Genomic DNA, 16,870 nt, shown 5'->3' with positions numbered 1-16,870 from the left:
GAAGGCCGGCAGTTGTCGGTGCCGGACTTCCCCCTCATCCTCCGCAGGTGCTGACGGGTGATCAACAATCCGCCTCGCCAGAGGTTCGAATGCGGATCAACCATGCCCCAAGGGGCACTTCTCCCACGCGGCCGTCGGCCTCAGCCGTCGAGGTCGTCGAGGTCGTCGAGGTTGCTGGGGCTGCCGGGCTCGCCGGGGTTGCTGAGGTCGCCGGGCTCGCCGAGGGCGCTGAGGTCGAGCCGGGCGAGGCGCTCGGGGTCGGTGAGGAAGTCGAGGCCGGTGATCCGGTCGCCCTGGATGGTGAACGACATCACCGAGATCGGGCGGCCCTCCGCCATCGCCACCACGCCCGGCGTGCCGTTGACCAGCACCCGGTAGCCGGACTGGGCGAACCGCGCGAAGGTGATCGCCTGGGAGGCGACCTCGGCCGCGCCGCGGCGGACCAGGCTGGGCAGCAGGGCGCCGCCGTCGGAGCGGGCCACGATGTCGGGGTCGAGCAGGGCGACGAGGGCCTCGAAGTCCCCGCCGCGGGCGGCGGAGAGGAAGGCGTCGACGACGGTGCGCCGACGCGCCGGGCTGGTGTCCGACGCGGGGGCGGCGCCCTGGACGCGGCGGCGGGCGCGGCTGGCGAGCTGCCGGGTGCCGGCCGGCGTGCGGTCGAGGATGGTGGCGATCTCGTCGAAGGGCACGGCGAACATGTCGTGCAGGACGAAGGCGAGCCGTTCGGCCGGGGCGAGCGTGTCCAGGACGACCAGCAGGGCGATGCCGACCGAGTCGGCCAGGAGTATCTCCTGCTCGGGGTCGAGGCCGTCCGGGCCGCTGATGACCGGATCGGGGAGTCGGACCTGGCCGTCCTGGTCGTGCAGCGGGTCCTCGCGGCGCGAGGTGCGCGAGCGCAGCATGTCCAGGCAGACCCGGCCGACCACGGTGGTCAGCCAGCCGCCCAGGTTCCCGATGTCGCCGCTGTCGGCGCGGTTCAGCTTGAACCAGGCCTCCTGCACGGCGTCCTCCGCCTCGGCGAGCGAGCCGAGCATCCGGTAGGCCACCGCCCGCAGGTGGGGCCGGTGTTCCTCGAAGCGCCGTGCCAGGACATCCTGCTCGCTCATCCGCCCCATCCTCGTCTTTCGGCTCGTCAGTTCCCTTTCGGACGATAGCCGCAGGGTTCGCGGCCGTGCCACACTCGGGCAGGTCGGCCCGCGCGGCGCCGGCGCCGCGAAGTGGCGCAAGAAACTGTGGCCCGAATGCACCAGGGAGACGGTCCACTCCGCCCCTAGGCTGGCCTGCATGACGACGAACGAGCATGCGAACGGCCATGTCCCCGCCCCCGCGCAGCGGATCTCCCTCCCGGACCTCGCCCCCGACTTCTACAAGGCCATGATCGCCCTGGACCGCGCCGCCCGGAAGGGCGTGGACCCGGTGCTGGCGGAGCTGGTCAAGGTCCACGCCTCGATGATCAACGGCTGTGCGTTCTGCATCGACATGCACTCCACCGACGCCGTGAAGGAGGGCGAGCAGGAGCACCGGCTGCTCAGCCTCCCGGCCTGGCGGGAGACGCCGTGGTTCACGGCCAAGGAGCGGGCCGCCCTCGCACTGACCGAGTCGGTCACGCTGCTGACCCAGGGCCACGTGCCGGACGCCGTCTACGACCAGGCCGCCGAGCAGTTCGAGCCGGAGGAGCTGGCCCAGCTGATCGCGCTGATCATCGCCATCAACTCCTGGAACCGGATCGGCGTCACCTCCCGGCTCAGCCCGGCCGCGAAGTAGGGGAACGGCGATGACGCTCACCCAGCAGGAGAAGGCCGGGCACCTGCGGTCCCTGCACCGCCCGGGCGAGCCGCTGGTGCTCGCCAACGTCTGGGACGCGGCCGGGGCCCGCCTGGTCGCCGCCGCCGGGGCCACGGCCATCGCGACCGCGAGTGCCAGCATCTCCTGGTCGCTCGGCAGCGCCGACGGGGACGCCGCGGACCGCGAGGAGGTGCTCGCCCGCACGGCGCTGATCGTGCGCTCGGTCGGGCTGCCGGTCACCGCGGACCTGGAGAGCGGGTTCGGCGCGAGCGCCGCCGAGGTCGGCGAGACGATCACGGCGCTGCTCGCCACCGGCGCCGTCGGCGTCAACCTGGAGGACGGCGACCGGCCCGCCGCCGAGGCGGCCGAGCGGATCGCGGCGGCGCGCGCGGCGGCGGACAAGGCCGGCATCGACCTCTTCGTCAACGGCCGGACGGACGTCTTCCTCCGGGGGATCGGCGCCCCCGAGAGCCGCTTCGACGAGGCCGTCAGCCGACTGCGCCGCTACGTCGCGGCGGGTGCGGACGGCGTGTTCGTCCCCGGTGTCGGCGACCCGGAGACGATCGCCGCCCTGGTCGCGGCCGTCCCGGCGCCGCTGAACGTGCTGGCCGGTCCCGGCTCGCCGACCGTCCCGGAGCTGGCCGGGCTCGGCGTGGCCCGGGTCAGCCTGGGCCCGGGCCTGGCCAAGGCGGCGTACGCGGCCGTGCGCCGCGCCGCCGAGGAGGTCTACGGCACCGGCACGTACACCGCGCTGGACGGCGGGCTCACCTACCAGGAGTTGAACGCCCTCGCCGAGGGGTGAGCCGGGAGGTGGCGGGCCGGGTGGTCCGGGTGCCCGGGGGGCGCACCCGGACCGGCCCGCCGCCGGGCCCGCACCCGGGCCCGCGGGCGCTAGCCGATCTGCCCGCTGAGCCCCGGGTGGGTCATCTGGTTGGTGCCGATCGCCTCCACCTCCTGCGCCAGGTGGCCGGTCACCGGGAGCTTGCCCGCCTCGTGGATCACGAGGTCGGCGGGGGAGAGGGTGAGCCCGCTGGAGAGGCCGTCGAGGGCGTCCGGCGAGGTCGCGGTGGAGGAGGCGGCGGAGGCCGCCGGGGTGGCCAGGGCGAGGCCCGCCATGGTGAGGGCGGCCAGGGTCGCGAGTTTCTTCATGAAACGCCAAACGACCCGGCCGCCCTGAGGTCACCTCACCGGGCGCGGCGAGTGTGCCCCGCCGGTCGTCCGGAGCTCAGCGGGTGACCCGCAGCGTCTGCACGCTGTTGCTGATGAACGACCCGATCGGCTCGCTCGCCGCCCCCTCGGCCAGGGCCAGCCCGGGGAAGCGCTCGAACAGGAACCGCAGCGCCGTCTCCGCCTCCAGCCGGGCCAGGCCCGAGCCGAGGCAGAAGTGCGGTCCGTGGCCGAGCGAGAGGTGCCGGTTCGGCCGGCGGGTGATGTCGAAGCGGTCGGCGTCCGGGTGGTGCCCGGAGTCCCGCCCGGCGGCCGCGTAGGAGGCGATCAGCGCCTCGCCGCGCGGGATGACGACGTCCCCGACCGGGATGTCCTCGATCGCGTAGCGCAGCGGGAACTGGCCGACCGGCGAGTCGTACCGCAGCGTCTCCTCGACCACCGCGGACCACGGCTGCCCGCCGTCCAGCACCAGCCGCAGCTGCTCGGGGTGGGCGAGCAGGGCGCGGACGGCGTTGGTGATCAGGTTCAGCGTGGTCTCGTGCCCGGCGACCAGCATCAGCAGCAGCGTGCCGACCAGCTCCTGCTCGCTGAGCCGGTCCTCCGACTCCCGGGCGGCGATCAGGTCGGTGGTGAGGTCGTCACCCGGCTCGGCGCGCTTGCCGGCCACGACCGAGGCGAGCAGCGCGTGCAGGCCCTGCTGGGCGGCGACGGCGGCCTCGGGGGTGGCGGAGCTGGAGACCAGGGTGTTCGACAGCTCGTGCAGCTCGTCCTGCTGCTTCTCCGGCAGGCCGAGCAGCTCGCCGATGACCTGCATCGGCAGCGGGTAGGCGAAGTGCTCGCGCAGGTCGAACTCGCCCTCCAGCTCGGCGACCCGGTCGAGCAGGGCCACCGTCCGGGCCTCGACGGCCGGCTGCAGCTCGGCGATCCGGCGCGGGGTGAACGCCTGGGTGACCAGCCCGCGCAGCCGCCGGTGGTGGTCGCCGTCGGCCGTCACCATGCCCGGCACGGTGACGAAGTTCAGCAGCGGCCAGCCCTGGGGCAGCCGGCCCTCGGTGAAGGTGCTCCACAGCTGCGGGTTCTTGCCGACGCGCGGGTCGGCGAGCAGCTCCTGGAGGGTGTCGTGGTGGGTTATCGCCCAGACCACCACCCCGCCAGGGAGTTCCACCAGGACCGCCGGCCCGGCCGCTCGGAGTCGGGCGTTCTCTCCGTGCTGGTCGCGCCCGAAGGGGTCGAGTCGGATGGGCTGGAGGCCGGACCGGTCGAGGTCGGCTGCGGAGATGTCCATGAAGGCCTCTCGGTGGCGGGCGGGCGGGGCGGGGTGAAGGCGCTGTAGAGCACCGGCAGGCTGACCAGGGCCCGCGACCAGGGCGACGGCCGCCAGGCCAGTTCGCCCGGCGGGACGGCGAGTTGGAGGTCCGGCAGGCGGTGCAGCAGGGTCTCGACGGCGGTCTCGACGATGATCCGGGCCGGGTGCTGGGCCGGGCAGACGTGCCGGCCCGCGCCCCAGGCCAGGTGGGCCCGGTTGCCGCCGAGGGTCCCGTGGCCGGGGAGGGTGCCGTGGCCCGGCAGGGCGCTGCCCTGGGCGGCCGGGTCGGCGTTGGCCGCGGCCAGGCCGAGCACCAGCATGTCGCCCTCGCTGATGTACTGGCCGCCGAGGACGGTGTCGCCGGTGGCCCACCGGCCGGGGAAGTTCTGCGTCGGCGGGTCGCGCCAGAGCACCTCCTCCAGCGCGTCGGCGACGGTGAGCCGGCCGCCGGTGAGGGTGGCCCGGAAGCGGCGGTCGGTGAGCAGCAGCCGCAGGGTGTTCCCGGTCCAGTTGATGGTGGTCTCGTTGCCCGCGACCATCATCACCACCAGGTGGTGCACGGCCTCCTCGTCGGTCAGCGCGGCCGGGTGGGCGAGCAGCCAGGAGGTGAGGTCGGCGCTCGGGGCGCCGCGGCGGCGCCGGACGAGGTCGACCAGGATGGCCTGGAACTCCGCGTTGGCCCGGACCGACTTCTCGCTGCTGTCCACGAAGTGGCTGATCAGCTCGATCAGCCGGGGGCCGGCCTCGGCGGGCAGGCCGAGCAGCTGGGTGAAGACCAGCAGCGGCAGCCGGCGGGCGTACTGGGCGATCAGGTCGGCGGTGCCGTCCGGGCCCCAGCTGTCGATCAGGGCGTCGGCGGCGGCCTCGGTGGTCTCGCGCAGCTGGCGGTGGTCGATCTGGGCGAGGGTGTCGGCGACGGCGGCGCGCAGCCGCTGGTGCTCGGCGCCGTCCAGGTTGAGCAGGGTGGGCCGCCAGGAGGTCATCGGCAGCAGCCGGGAGTCGGCGGCCAGCCGGCCCTCCTTGGGCACCTTCCAGCGCCGCGAGTCCTTGGAGAACAGCGCCTCGTTGCGGGTGAGTTCGAGCAGTTCGGGGTAGCCGACCACCAGCCAGGCCTCGACCCCGGGCTCCAGCTCGATCGGGGCGACGGAGCCGTACTGGGCGCGCAGCCGGGCGTACAGGCCGTGCGGGTCCTCGGCGACGGCCGCGCCGTACAGCGGCGTGTACGGGCCGGGGCCGGGCGGTGCGACGTGCGCCGGGCAGCCCGGCGGCGGCCCGGCGTGGTGGGGGGCCCCGCCGGGCTGGGCGGCGCCGTACGGAAGGGCGGTACCGGGCTCGGGAGTGGTCATCGCTGGAGCTCCAGTACGGCGGTCGAGTGCAGGTGGCCGACGAAGTCGATCAGCAGGTCGTACGCGGCCCGGCGGTCCCGGGCGTCGCAGAACAGGATCGGCACCTCGGGCAGCAGGTCGAGGGCGGAGCGCAGCTCCTCCTCGGGGTAACTCGGCGTGTCCGGGAAGGTGTTGACGGCCACCGCGAAGGGGATCCGCTGCTCCTCCAGCCGGCCGAGCACGTCGAAGCTCTCGTCCGGGCGGCGCAGGTCAACCATGGCGATGGCGCCGAGCGCCCCCTGCGACAGGTCGTCCCAGAGCGGTCGGAACCGCTGCTGGCCGGGGGTGCCGAACAGGTACAGGGCGAGCCGCGGGTTGAGCGTGATCCGGCCGAAGTCCAGGGCGACCGTGGTGGTGGTCTTGGCGCTGCGCCCGGTGAGGTCGTCGACGCCGCTGCTGGCGGCGGTCATGGTCTCCTCGGTGCGCAGCGGGGTGATCTCGCTGAGCGACCCGACCAGGGTGGTCTTGCCGACCCCGAACGGCCCGGTGACCAGGATCTTCACCGCGCCCTGGACGGACGGGGGAAGGTACTGCGGCTCGGCGGGTCGGCCCTCGGCGGGCCGGCCGGCGGACTGCGCTTCGGCGGACTGCGCTTCAGCGGAGTTGGCGGAGGCCAACGAGCACCTCTTCCAGGAGGGTTGCGGGCAGGCGTTCGGCCTGCGGTACGGGCGGGAGCACCTGGACGGCGCCGAGGTCCCAGAGGTCGCCGACCAGCACCTTGACGACGCCGAGCGGCAGTCCGAGGTGGGCGGCGACCTCCGCGATCGACAGCAGGCTGCGGCAGAGGTCGAGGATGCGCTGGTGCTCGCGGTTGAGCAGGGCGTCCTCGGGCAGTTCGGGCCGGTCGGGTAACGCGCTGACGAGGCTCTCGACGGCGAGCGCGGCCCGGGTGGGGCGGCTGCGGCCGCCGGTGATCACATAGGGCCGGACCGGCCCGCTCACCGCTGGCCCCCCGCCGCGTGATCGACCCGCGGCGGGCTGGTGAGGTGGGCGCCGATCCGCTCGACCAGGACCTGCATCTGGTAGGCGACCAGGCCGGCGTCGACGGCCTCGCCGGTCACCACGGCCAGGTGCGCGCCGGCCCCGGCGGCGACGATGAAGAGGTAGCCGCCGCCGTACTCGATGATGATCTGGCGGGTGGCGCTGCTGCGGCCGCCGAAGCCCTGGGCGACGCCGCGGGCCAGCGACTGCAGGCCGGAGCAGGCGGCGGCGAGCCGCTCGGCGTCCTCGCGCGCGATGACCGGGGTGCGGCCGATCTCCAGGCCGTCGTTGGACACCACGACGGCGTGCTGGACCTCGGGGACGGAGACGATGTCGGCGAGCAGCCAGCCGAGGTCAGGGGTGGTGGTCATGGAACTCTCCGGAGCGCTGGGGAAGCTGGGGGGAAGCGGGGAAGGACGGGTCGGCGTGGGCCTGGGCCCGGGCGGCCGATCGGCCGCTGGCGGTGCCGGCCTGGAACATCGCCATGAACGCCTGCGCCTGCGGGGCCGATCGGTACGGCGGGGCGGGCGGGGGCGTGGCGGCGGTTCCCCGGGCGGGGCGGGCGGCGCGGTCGCGCCGATGGCTCCGACGGGGCAGCGGCGGCGGTGCGGTGGGGTCGGCCGCGGGGGAGCCGCCGGTCGGCGGGACCTCCAGGAGCGGGTGCCCGGCGGCCGGGGGGTACTCGGCCTCCGGCGGGTACCCGGTCGCGGGGGCGGCCGGGAACTGCGGCGGTGCGGTCCGGCGGGGGCCGGCCGTGAACGCCCGGTCGTCGTGGCCCAGGCCGAGGCCCGGGACGGTCGGCGGGAGCGGCTCGGTGAGCAGCGCGTTCGGCAGCAGCACCACGACCCGGACCCCGCCGTACGGGGAGGGCGCGGAGCTGAGGGTGACCCGGAACCCGTACTGCTCGGCGAGCCGGCCGACCGCCGCGAGGCCCAACTGCGGTACCTCGCCGAGGCGGGAGACCTCCAGCGCGGTGCCGCCCGCCAGCGCGGAGGCCGCCTTGGCGACGGCCTGCTCGGGCATGCCGACCCCGCCGTCGTCGATCTCGACGACGACGCCGTTGTGGACGGGCATCAGGGTGACGAACACCTGGGTGCTGGGCGGGGAGTAGCGGGTGGCGTTGTCCAGCAGTTCGGCCACGGCGTGGATCAGCGCCTCGGCCGCGGCGCCGACCACGGCGGTCTCGATCCGGCTGCGGACCACCACCCGCTGGAAGGGCAGGATGCGGGACTGGGCACCGCGCACCACGTCCTCCAGCGGGACGGGCTCGGGCCAGTGCCGGCCGGCCCGGGCGCCGCAGAGCACGGCCAGGGTCTGGGCGAGACGGGCCTGTTGCGCGGCGGCGTGGTCGGCCTTGAGTAGGCCCTCCAGCAGCGCCGGGTCGTCGTGGGTGCGCTCCATCTCGTCCAGCAGGGCCTGCTGGTCGTGTGCCATGACGAGGATCCGGCGGGCCACGCTGAGGAAGGCCCGCTGGGTGGAGGCGTTGAGCTCCTGCTCCTGCTGGACGGCGGCCATCTCGGTGCCGCGCCGGTTCACCTCGGTGCTGAGCTGCTCCTGCAGGCGGGCGAGCTCGCGCTGCTGCCGGTCGACCCGGTGGCGCTGGGTGGCGGCGACCGCGCGGTAGCGGGCGGCGGCCACCAGGGCGAGGGCGGCGAGTACGCCGGTTGCCGTTGCGCACCACTGAGTCATCGTCACGCCGCGAATTCTAGGGTGATGATCCTACGAAGGTGTGAACGGATCCCGCCAAGTGACCGGATCTCGTCAATATCCCGTCAATACGGCGTCAACCAGACGTCCTTCAGGTCGATCGGCCCAGGCCGAAAGGCCGGTGCCGGTGGGCCGAATGACCCAAGGGAGTCCTAGTGTTGCTCTGCTGACATCCGGTGCAGCAACAGCAGTGCGACATCGTCCGGGCGCGAGCGGCGCTCGGTCACGTTGAGGGTGAGCAGGTCGGCGAGCCGCTCCAGCGCCGACACCGCGCCGACCCGGACCGGACCGGTCTGGCGGGCCCACAGCTCCAGGCCGCCGAGCATCCGCTGCACCGACTCGTCGTAGTCCTCCTCGCGGTCCTCGACCAGCCCGTCGGTGTAGACGAGCAGCGTCTCGCCCGGCGCCAGGTGCCCGACCGCCAGCTGGTACGGCACCCCCGGGTCCACCCCGAGCGGCGGACCGCCCGGCAGCTCCAGCTCGACCGCCTTGGCGTCGGCGATCCGCACCGGCGCCGGGTGCCCGGCACGGGCGGCCCGCAGGGTCCCGTCGGCGGGGTCGAGGGTCAGGTACAGGCAGGTCGCGAAGAGCTCGGTGTCCAGCTCGGAGAGCAGCCGGCTGGTCCGGGCCAGGGTGGCGGCCGGGTCGTGGCCGTCCGTGGCGTAGGCCCGCAGACCGCTGCGCAGCTGGCCCATCACCGCGGTGGCCTCGGCGTTGTGCCCCTGGACGTCGCCGATCACCAGGCCGACCCGGCCGTCCGGCAGCCGCAGCAGGTCGTACCAGTCGCCGCCGATCTGCATGCCCTCGGTGCTGGGCAGGTAGCGGGCGGCGCTGGCGATCCCGGGCAGCCGGGGCAGGGTGCGCGGCAGCATCGCGCGCTGCAGCTCGGTGGCCCGGTGGTGGTGCGTGTCGTAGAGCCGGGCGCGCTCCAGCGACTGCGCGAGGATGCCGGCGAAGGCCGAGTACAGGGTGCGGTCCTCGCGGCTGAAGGCCCGCTCGGTGGCGAAGGTGATCAGGCAGGACCCGACCTGCCGGCCGGAGGCGACCAGCGGCAGGACGGCCCAGGCGGCCGGGGTGAGCGGCCCGGTCCCGCCGCCGTACCCGGTCCCGCCGTGCCCGGTCCCGCCGCCGCGCCCGGAGCCCGGCCGGGGCTCGCTGAACAGCGGGGTCGAGCGGGTCAGCGCGTGCTGCATGACCCCCTCGGAGAGGTCGGCCAGCCTGGTCAGCTCGGTGCGGCGCGGGCCGCCGTAGACGGTGTGCGAGACGGGCAGCAGCCGGCCCTCGTCCACCAGGTCGAGCACGATGCTGGCGGCGCCGAGCGCGGGCCGGGCGACGTCGGTGACGGCCGTGGTGACGTCCCGGACGGTGACCGCCCGGGACAGCGAGCGGGTCAGGGCCAGCAGCAGCGCCGAGCGGGCCCCGGCGGCGCCGGCGCCGCCCGGTTCGGCGGCGGGCTGGTGCTCCTCGGGGGCGGGGACCCGGTCCAGGTCGGCGAGCAGCCCGGCGATCCGGACCGGCCGGCCGTGCACGTCGAGCATCACCTCGCCGGTCTCCTCGATCCGGATCACCCCACCGCCCCGGCGCGGCACCCGGTAGAGCAGCCGGTAGGGGCCGCCGGTGGCGAGCGCCTCGGCCAGGGCGGCCTGGACGTCGGGCAGGTCCTCGGGGTGGACGAGCCGGTCCAGCTCGGGCGCGGCGCCGGGCCCGCCCTCCGGTGCCGGCCGGCCGACCACCCGGTAGGCCTGGGCGTCCCAGTAGGTCTCGCCGGTGACGAGGTCCCGCTCGAAGGCGCCGTGCCCGGCGGAGCGGACGGCGAGCGAGAGCATCGGGTGGGCGAGCCCGGCGGCCCGGTCGGCGTCCGGCTCGCCGACCCGGACCCCGCGGTTCGTGCCCGGCTCCGCGCCGGCGTGGTCGAGCAGGTGGGCGAGCCGGTGCGCGCAGGCGTCGCCGAGGGTCTCCAGGACGTCCAGGTCGCGGCGCGGCACGGTGCCCCGGTGGGCCAGGGCGAGGGCGAGCACGCCGAGCGGCTGCTCGTCGACGATCATCGGCAGGGTGATGATGGCGACCATGCCGGTGCCCATCCCGGTGTTGCGGTTGGGGTAGTCGACGCTGGTGCGCTCGGGGCTGAGCAGGTAGGGGCGGCGCAGTCGCAGCGCCATCGCGGCGGGGAGGTCGCTCGCCGGGTCGACGACGCCGTAGCGCTCATGGGCCCAGTCGGGCAGGCCGTGGGAGGCGGCGAGCCGGAGCATTCCGGCGGAGTCCAGCAGGTAGAACGCGGAGCCCTCGCCGGTGATCCAGCCCGGACCCTCGGCGAGGACGGTGCCGAGGAGTTCGGCGGCGGTGGTGCACCCGAGCAATAAGCGCACGCAGCGCATCGCCGTGCGCGCGGTGGGGCTGCTCCGCGGGGTCCGGCTCTCGTCCTCGGAGGGGGGGAGCCACGGCGAGGTCAGGTCCATCGGGATACCCGGCCTTTCCGCTCCGAGGGGGTGGGTGTCCTAGCGGGTCCTTAATTCTTAATACCTTATTTCTTATGTCGGTGAATGGTGACTCCGCTCCGGCGCCCGGGGGCCCCGCCGGGCAGAGCCCGGCGCGGTCGGCGCGGCCCCGGGCTCGGTTCGGGCACGTCGACCTCCACCTCGGGCCGGCGGGCCGTCGCGGGTCGTGACCACCTGTCAGCCGGGCCAATCTAACCCGCCCCGCCCGATTGGTACCGATTTCCAGTTCGAAACACACCACAGGTTCCGTCGGAGGCCGGGCGGGTCGGGGCCGGGGCCGGCTGCGGAGGCCGGGCGGGTCAGGGCCGGGGCCAGTTGCGGAGGCCGCTGGTGAGGACGGTGATCAGCCGGTCCTGGGTCGTGGACAGGTCCTCGGAGAGCTGGAAGGCGCCGCCGATGGACAGCGAGGCGAAGCCGTGCGCGAGCGAGCGGACGGTGCGCGCGGCGTGGATCGCCTCGGAGCCGCCCAGGCCGTACTCGCGCAGCACCGCCACGATCACCCCGACCAGCCGCGCGGCCGCCCGGGTCAGCTCGTCGTCCGGCTGCGGGGCCTGCGGCAGCGCGGAGTAGCGGTGCGGATGCTCGGTGGCGTACCCGTGGTAGGCGCGCAGGACGGCGGCGACGGCGTCGTCCCCGCCCCGGCCGAGGGCGGCCTCGGCGAGGCGGTCGGCCAGCTCCTGGGTGACCCGGACGGCGATCAGCCGGCGCAGCTCGGCGAGGCCGCCGCTGACGTGCTTGTACAGCGAGGGGGTGGCCACGCCGGCCCGGCCGGCCACGGCGGCCAGGGTGAGGGCCTCGGGGCCCAGCTCGTCGATCAGGGCGAGGGCGTGGTCGACGACCTGCTCGGGGGTCAGTCCGACTCGGGGCATGCGCGGTCTCCGTACGGGGGGAAGTGGGCTCGGCGGGGGCGTGCGCGGCAGGTGCGCGGGCGCGGGCGGGGGCTGCTCAGACCAGTTCGGCGAGGAAGGGCAGCAGCGCGTCGGCGGTGGCCTGCGGCTGGTCGGCCATCGGGTAGTGCCCGGCACCCTCGATCATCACCTTGCGGGCGTGCAGCGCCGCGGCCTGCCGGTTGGCGACCAGCTCCGGCTTGGGGAAGTCGGGGTCCTTGCTGCCCATCACGACCAGTGCCGGGCAGTGCACGGCCGCGCTCCAGCCGGTCGGCGCGGAGTCCCCGTGCACGTAGCCGCGGGTGGCGGCCTTGCGGCCCGGGGTGCGCAGTGCGGAGACCAGCCCGTCGACGTAGGCGTCGAAGTCGGCCGGCTTGGCGCCCGGGTACGCCATCCTGCGCTGGTAGAGCCCCCAGAAGGCGGGCGAGTGCACCAGCAGTGCGCCCATCACGCCGAAGGCGGCACGCTGCAGGGCGTTCGGCGGCAGGTTCTCGACGAAGGCGTCCAGCAGGACGATCCCGGCGACCCGCCCGGGGGCGTCCCCGGCGACCTTGACCACGGTGGCGCCGGTGTACGAGTTGCCGGCCAGGACGGCGCGCTCGATGCCCAGGTGGTCGAGCAGGGCGAGGACGTCGGTGGCGATCGCGGCGGGCGAGTAGTCGTCCCAGGCGATCGAGGACTCGCCGAAGCCGCGCAGGTCCATGGTGATCACCCGGCGGCCGGCGGCGGCCAGCAGCGGGCGCAGGTGCCGGTACGCGGCCCGGCTGTCGAGCATCCCGGGCAGCAGGACGACGGGGGCGCCGTCGCCCTGCACGGTGTCGTCGTAGGCCAGCCGGCCGCCGGGAACGTCGAGGAACTGCGTGGTGGGGGTGGTGGAGCCGGTCATCGTGGGCCTCCTCGGTCCGCCGTGCGCGTCATCGGCGGGTTCTGCCGATAGCCATAAAGCTAAGGCTAATAGCCTTAGCCGTCAAGCTGTCGACCCGAAGTCCTCTCGGACGTGCCGGACGCCGCGGCGGCTCAGACCCCCTCCACCTTGAACGGGTCGTGCTCGCTGAGCAGCTTCTCCAGCCGGGCCTGGTCCACCCGGGTGACGATCTCGTTGGTCTCCTGCCGGTCCCGGATCACCTTGGCCAGGGTGAACGAGGACGTGACGGTGTAGAGCAGCCCCAGTCCGAGGAAGGCCCGCGTCCAGGCGTCGACCGGGAGGTAGGCGATCCCGATCGCGAGGGCGACGCCGGACAGGGCGAAGGACAGGACGGCCTGGATGTAGTACGCGGACGTGGTGCGCGACTGCACGGGTGCGTTCATGGCGCCAGGATGGCGGCGCCCGGGGCGGCCGCACATGAGTAGAAGTACTCAACCGGGGGTCCGTTCGTTGACGCCCCATCACGTTCGGTAGTGTCAGTTGCGCTCAAGCCTCACAAATCGCCCATCAGGTCACGTACTGCCCGGGCGGTCTCGATTCGTGCCATCCGGATGGCTTGGAATCAGAGGCTCCTAGGATTAACGTTTGATAACGCAGCGCGGTCGGCAACGCCGTACCCAGACGGCACCGTGCGCCGTCGCCTAATCCCGACGACCCGCCTCCGGGCAGGTCAGGGAGCCGGGGAACCATGTTCCTTGGGGTGAATCGGCCAGGCCCAGGCCCGGCCGTAGGAGACCTTCCTGCTCCGAACCCGTCAGCTAACCCGGTAGGCGCGAAGGAAGGAAAGGAGCGCGCCTCCGTGGCGTCGACGCACTCTCCGGCACACCTGCCCGGCTCCGGCTCGGGCACCCAACTGCTCGACCACCCCTGGCCGCCCGCCCACGGCGGCGGCTACGGCGGCCCGGCCGACGAGCATGCCCCGCAGCCCGTCGAGACCAACCGGCACCGGATGCCGCGCCAGACCCGCGGGACCGCGCCGCTGCTCGGCGTCACCGCCGTCGCCGCCACCCTCGGGGCCACCGGCTTCGCCTCCGCCACCCCGGCCGCAGCGCCCGCCATCGAGACCCCGGACGAGGCCCCGGTCGCCCTCTCCGCGGACCCCGGCCTCGCGCTCGCCGCCCGCATCCAGCAGCAGGCCGACAGCCAGCGCACCGCCGCCGACGAGACCGCCCGCCTGCAGGCCGCCAAGGAGGCGGAGGCCAAGCGCGCCGCCCAGCAGGTGGAGGCCAAGCGGGCCGCCGAGGCCGCCGAGAAGGCCAAGCTCGCCGCCATCAACCTGCCGGTGCGCGACTACAACCTCTCCGCCCACTACGGCCAGAGCGCCTCCTACTGGGCCCACCTGCACACCGGCCTGGACTTCGCCGCCGACACCGGCACCCCGGTGTACGCGGTCGGCCAGGGCACCATCACCTCGGCCGGCTGGTCCGGCTCGTACGGCTACCGGATCGTCGAGACGCTGCCCGACGGCACCGAGATCTGGTACTGCCACCTCTCCTCGATCATCAAGGGCTCCGGCAAGGTCGTCCCCAACCAGCAGATCGGCAAGGTCGGCGCCACCGGCAACGTGACCGGTCCGCACCTGCACCTGGAGGTCCGCCCCGGTGGCGGCGCCCCGGTCGACCCGGAGACCTGGTTCGAGCAGCGCGGCATCACTCCCTGACCGCACGCCCCGATGTCAGGCCCTGACAGCAGGCCCTGACACCGGGGCCGACAGCCCGTCGGGTCGAGGCGCCCCGGTCCACCGCGGACCGGGGCGCCTCGCGCTACTCCTGGGGCAGCCGCGCCAGATAGGCGTCGATCTCCTCCTGCCCCGGCTCCGGCGCCAGCTCCGGGAAGTCCGCCACCAGCAGCCGGGCCAGCCCCGGCACCGTCCACTCGCCCAGCAGGTCCAGCGCCACCTCGACCGCGGCCTCCTCGAACGCGCCGAAGTCCCCGGCGAGCTCGTCCGGCATCGGGCGGCCCAGCGCGTTCAGCGCCGCCAGGTTGCGGTAGCTGCGCCGCATCAGGCCCTGCTCCAGCAGCCGCCGGGCGCCGTCGGTGGCCATCCCGACCGTCAGCACCCGGGCCTCGCCCCAGCCCTCGTCGTCCAGCTCGTCCAGCCACCCGGCCTCGGCCAGCGCGGCGTACGCGGCCGACCGCTCCTGCGGCGCCAGCTCCCGGAACGCCTCCAGCCAGGCCCGCACCGCCGCCTCGTCCGCCACGTCCACCCCGGCGGCGTGCAGCAGCAGCGCGTACAGCCGCGGCCAGGTCACCAGGTCGGCCCGGCGCAGCAGACCGGTCGCCACCTCGCCCTGCCACTCGGCCTCGGCGTGCAGCCGCTCCTGCCGCTTGGCGTTCAGCCGCTTCGCCGCCCGCTGGTGGTCGACCAGCAGCCGGACCGCCTGGCCGTACGCCAACGGGTCCTGCTCCGGCTCGGGCTGGACGTACAGGTACAGCCGCTCGACCAGCAGTTGTTCCACCGCGTCCGAGGTCAGCTCCGGCCAGCCGTCGCGCATCCTGCCCTCGCCCAGCTCCAGCAACGCCAGCACCGTCCGCAGCGGCGCCCCGCCCACCGGGTCGCGGCCTTCCGCCCCCGCCCAGGCGAGCAGCTCGGCGGCCTTGGTGCGCGGGGCGAGCCGCAGGTCTTCTTCTTCCATGTCACGTACGGTAACCGGTAAGCGCGGGTAGGGTCGGCAGACATGGTCCCCGTACGACTCACCGGCCCCCGGCTGGCCATCCGCGAGTTCCACCACACCCCGGGCGACACCGACGCCCTGCACGCGGTCTTCGGCGACCCGGAGACCACCCGCTACCTCCCCTTCGAACCCCGGGACCGGGAGAGCTGCGCCGACCAGATCGCGCAGTACCTGGAGGAGGCGCTCAAGGACGAGCGGACGGTCTACCGCCTCGCCGTCACCCCGGCCGCGGCCGAGGGCGGGGACGGCGACGACGAGGCCCTCCCGATCGGCATGGCCGCCCTCACCCTCGGCGACCACCGCTCCGCCTTCCTGGGCTACGCGCTGCGCCGGGACGCCTGGGGCAACGGCTACGCGGGCGAGATCACCGGGCTGCTCTGCGGCTTCGCCTTCGACGCCCTGGCCCTGCACCGGCTGGCCGCCCGGGTCGACGTGGACAACGCCCCCTCCATCCGGGTGCTCAGCCGGGCCGGCTTCCAGCTGGAGGGCCGGATCCGGCACGACCTGTACCTGCGCGGCACCTGGTACGACTCCTTCCAGTACTCCCTGCTGTCCGAGGAGTGGGCCGGGGCGGGGGGTTAACCCCACCCACGGTTCGGCGGGGAGCCGGATGTCCGGCGGGAGCGGCTTTTGACAGGCTTCAGGGGTCAGCAGGAAAGCCGTCACGACAGACCCGAGGACCGAGGCCGGCCATGAGCAGCCACAGCACGCAGCGCAGCGGGTTCGACCGCCACGACACCGACGCCTCCCACGCCGACCCGTACGGCGCGGACCCGTACACCTCTGAGCCGTACGCCGCCGACCCGTACGCCGCCGACCCGTACGCCACGGACCGGGAGCAGGGCCCCGCCCGGGTCCGCCGCACCGAGGAGCCGCCGTACTTCTGGAGGGCCCCGTTCTCCTCCTACACCTACCGGGAGATCGGCTACGCGCTCACCGGGCTGCCGGTCGCGGTCGCCGGCTTCTCCCTCGGCATCACGCTGTTCGCCCTCGGTCTCGGCACCTTCGTCACCGTCCTCGGCCTGCCGGTGCTGGCGGGCCTGACGGCGTCCGCCCGCGGCTTCGGCCGGCTGGAGCGGTCGCGGGCGCGCGGCATGCTGGCCCTGGACGTGCCCGGCCCGCGGCCCGTCCGGGTCGTCCGGCCCGGTGCCTGGGGCGCCGTCACCGCGCGCATCGGGGACGCCGCCGGGTGGAAGGCGGCGCTGTACCAGCTGGTGATGTTCCCCTGGGCGGTCTTCAGCTTCGTGGTGTCCCTGGTGTTCCTGCTGGTCGGCTGGGTGCTGACGCTCTACCCGCTCTACCACTGGGTGTACCCGACCTTCACCGAGTGGCCCGGCCTCCAGCTGTTCGACTTCTACGACAGCGAGGGCGTGCAGCACAGGTACTTCATCGAGTCGCCCGCGCAGATCGCCGGGGTCTCGCTGCTCGGCCTGCTGTTCGTCTTCCTCACCCCCGCCCTGGTGCGCGGTCTGACCAACGTCAACCGCCTCGCCGTCCAGGGCCTGCTCGGCCGCTGAGGTCCACCCGGCCCCGGCCCCGCCCGCTGCGGATGCGGGC

Annotated in this window: 18 protein-coding genes and 1 riboswitch; of the genes, 5 read left to right on the top strand and 13 right to left on the bottom strand. The window is 74.4% G+C overall.

From position 1 onward, the window contains the following. Positions 1-140: 140 nt before the first annotated feature. Positions 141-1,106: a sigma-70 family RNA polymerase sigma factor gene (locus tag ACFVVX_RS03225; protein ID WP_387940816.1), complete on the bottom strand. Its 966-nt coding sequence runs from the start codon at positions 1,104-1,106 to the stop codon at positions 141-143. A 178-nt stretch (positions 1,107-1,284) separates the two neighbouring features. Between ACFVVX_RS03225 and ACFVVX_RS03220 the strand changes: the two genes are divergently transcribed. After that, entirely contained in the window at positions 1,285-1,764 is a 480-nt protein-coding gene (locus tag ACFVVX_RS03220; RefSeq protein ID WP_387940814.1) for a carboxymuconolactone decarboxylase family protein, read from the top strand. A 10-nt stretch (positions 1,765-1,774) separates the two neighbouring features. Further along, positions 1,775-2,587: an isocitrate lyase/phosphoenolpyruvate mutase family protein gene (locus ACFVVX_RS03215; RefSeq protein ID WP_387940812.1), complete on the top strand. Its 813-nt coding sequence runs from the start codon at positions 1,775-1,777 to the stop codon at positions 2,585-2,587. Between the two features lie 89 nt (positions 2,588-2,676). Here ACFVVX_RS03215 and ACFVVX_RS03210 read toward each other — a convergent pair whose 3' ends face one another. The 11 genes from ACFVVX_RS03210 to ACFVVX_RS03160 all read right to left on the bottom strand — a co-directional run bounded on the left by ACFVVX_RS03210 (position 2,677) and on the right by ACFVVX_RS03160 (position 13,021). Then, the gene (locus tag ACFVVX_RS03210; RefSeq protein WP_387940810.1) at positions 2,677-2,934 is read right to left on the bottom strand and encodes a hypothetical protein; all 258 of its coding nucleotides are present in this window, start codon (positions 2,932-2,934) and stop codon (positions 2,677-2,679) included. Between the two features lie 76 nt (positions 2,935-3,010). Further along, positions 3,011-4,117, bottom strand: coding sequence for a cytochrome P450 (locus ACFVVX_RS03205; RefSeq protein WP_387940808.1), 1,107 nt, complete (start codon positions 4,115-4,117; stop codon positions 3,011-3,013). Continuing rightward, positions 4,081-5,604, bottom strand: a complete 1,524-nt coding sequence (locus tag ACFVVX_RS03200) for a cytochrome P450 (protein WP_387940806.1) — start codon at positions 5,602-5,604, stop codon at positions 4,081-4,083. The genes ACFVVX_RS03205 and ACFVVX_RS03200 overlap by 37 nt, the downstream gene beginning before the upstream one ends. After that, on the bottom strand, positions 5,601-6,146 hold the full coding sequence (locus ACFVVX_RS03195) for an ATP/GTP-binding protein (RefSeq protein ID WP_387941297.1): 546 nt from the start codon (positions 6,144-6,146) through the stop codon (positions 5,601-5,603). Before ACFVVX_RS03195 ends, ACFVVX_RS03200 begins: the two co-directional genes overlap by 4 nt. Before the next feature lie 91 nt (positions 6,147-6,237). Next, complete coding sequence (locus tag ACFVVX_RS03190) at positions 6,238-6,585, bottom strand: DUF742 domain-containing protein (protein WP_387940804.1); 348 nt, start codon at positions 6,583-6,585, stop codon at positions 6,238-6,240. Beyond that, on the bottom strand, positions 6,582-6,995 hold the full coding sequence (locus ACFVVX_RS03185; RefSeq protein ID WP_387940802.1) for a roadblock/LC7 domain-containing protein: 414 nt from the start codon (positions 6,993-6,995) through the stop codon (positions 6,582-6,584). The genes ACFVVX_RS03190 and ACFVVX_RS03185 overlap by 4 nt, the downstream gene beginning before the upstream one ends. Continuing rightward, entirely contained in the window at positions 6,979-8,313 is a 1,335-nt protein-coding gene (locus tag ACFVVX_RS03180; protein ID WP_387941295.1) for a sensor histidine kinase, read from the bottom strand. The genes ACFVVX_RS03185 and ACFVVX_RS03180 overlap by 17 nt, the downstream gene beginning before the upstream one ends. A gap of 170 nt (positions 8,314-8,483) precedes the next feature. Further along, positions 8,484-10,787 carry a SpoIIE family protein phosphatase gene (locus ACFVVX_RS03175; protein ID WP_387940800.1) on the bottom strand — a complete coding sequence of 768 codons (2,304 nt, stop codon included), beginning with the start codon at positions 10,785-10,787 and terminating at the stop codon, positions 8,484-8,486. 338 nt (positions 10,788-11,125) lie between these two features. Then, a complete protein-coding gene (locus ACFVVX_RS03170) occupies positions 11,126-11,695 on the bottom strand; it encodes a TetR/AcrR family transcriptional regulator (RefSeq protein WP_387940798.1) in 570 nt (189 codons plus the stop codon). Between the two features lie 76 nt (positions 11,696-11,771). Continuing rightward, a complete protein-coding gene (locus ACFVVX_RS03165) occupies positions 11,772-12,599 on the bottom strand; it encodes an alpha/beta fold hydrolase (RefSeq protein ID WP_387940796.1) in 828 nt (275 codons plus the stop codon). A 131-nt stretch (positions 12,600-12,730) separates the two neighbouring features. Then, on the bottom strand, positions 12,731-13,021 hold the full coding sequence (locus ACFVVX_RS03160) for a YiaA/YiaB family inner membrane protein (RefSeq protein ID WP_387940794.1): 291 nt from the start codon (positions 13,019-13,021) through the stop codon (positions 12,731-12,733). 245 nt (positions 13,022-13,266) lie between these two features. After that, positions 13,267-13,425: riboswitch (cyclic di-AMP (ydaO/yuaA leader) on the top strand. Positions 13,426-13,437: 12 nt separating this feature from the next. Here ACFVVX_RS03160 and ACFVVX_RS03155 point away from each other — a divergent pair. Further along, positions 13,438-14,298, top strand: a complete 861-nt coding sequence (locus ACFVVX_RS03155) for a M23 family metallopeptidase (protein WP_387940792.1) — start codon at positions 13,438-13,440, stop codon at positions 14,296-14,298. Positions 14,299-14,401: 103 nt separating this feature from the next. Here ACFVVX_RS03155 and ACFVVX_RS03150 read toward each other — a convergent pair whose 3' ends face one another. Beyond that, complete coding sequence (locus ACFVVX_RS03150) at positions 14,402-15,274, bottom strand: hypothetical protein (protein WP_387940790.1); 873 nt, start codon at positions 15,272-15,274, stop codon at positions 14,402-14,404. Positions 15,275-15,316: 42 nt separating this feature from the next. Between ACFVVX_RS03150 and ACFVVX_RS03145 the strand changes: the two genes are divergently transcribed. Both ACFVVX_RS03145 and ACFVVX_RS03140 read left to right on the top strand, forming a co-directional pair. Next, on the top strand, positions 15,317-15,895 hold the full coding sequence (locus ACFVVX_RS03145) for a GNAT family N-acetyltransferase (protein ID WP_387940788.1): 579 nt from the start codon (positions 15,317-15,319) through the stop codon (positions 15,893-15,895). Between the two features lie 110 nt (positions 15,896-16,005). After that, complete coding sequence (locus tag ACFVVX_RS03140; protein ID WP_387940786.1) at positions 16,006-16,830, top strand: sensor domain-containing protein; 825 nt, start codon at positions 16,006-16,008, stop codon at positions 16,828-16,830. The last annotated feature ends 40 nt before the right edge of the window (positions 16,831-16,870 follow it).

The organism is Kitasatospora sp. NPDC058170 (assembly GCF_042883905.1).
Classification (GTDB): domain Bacteria; phylum Actinomycetota; class Actinomycetes; order Streptomycetales; family Streptomycetaceae; genus Kitasatospora.
The sequence above is the reverse complement of the archived record's forward strand: the minus strand, read 5'-3'. Positions and strand labels throughout refer to the sequence as shown.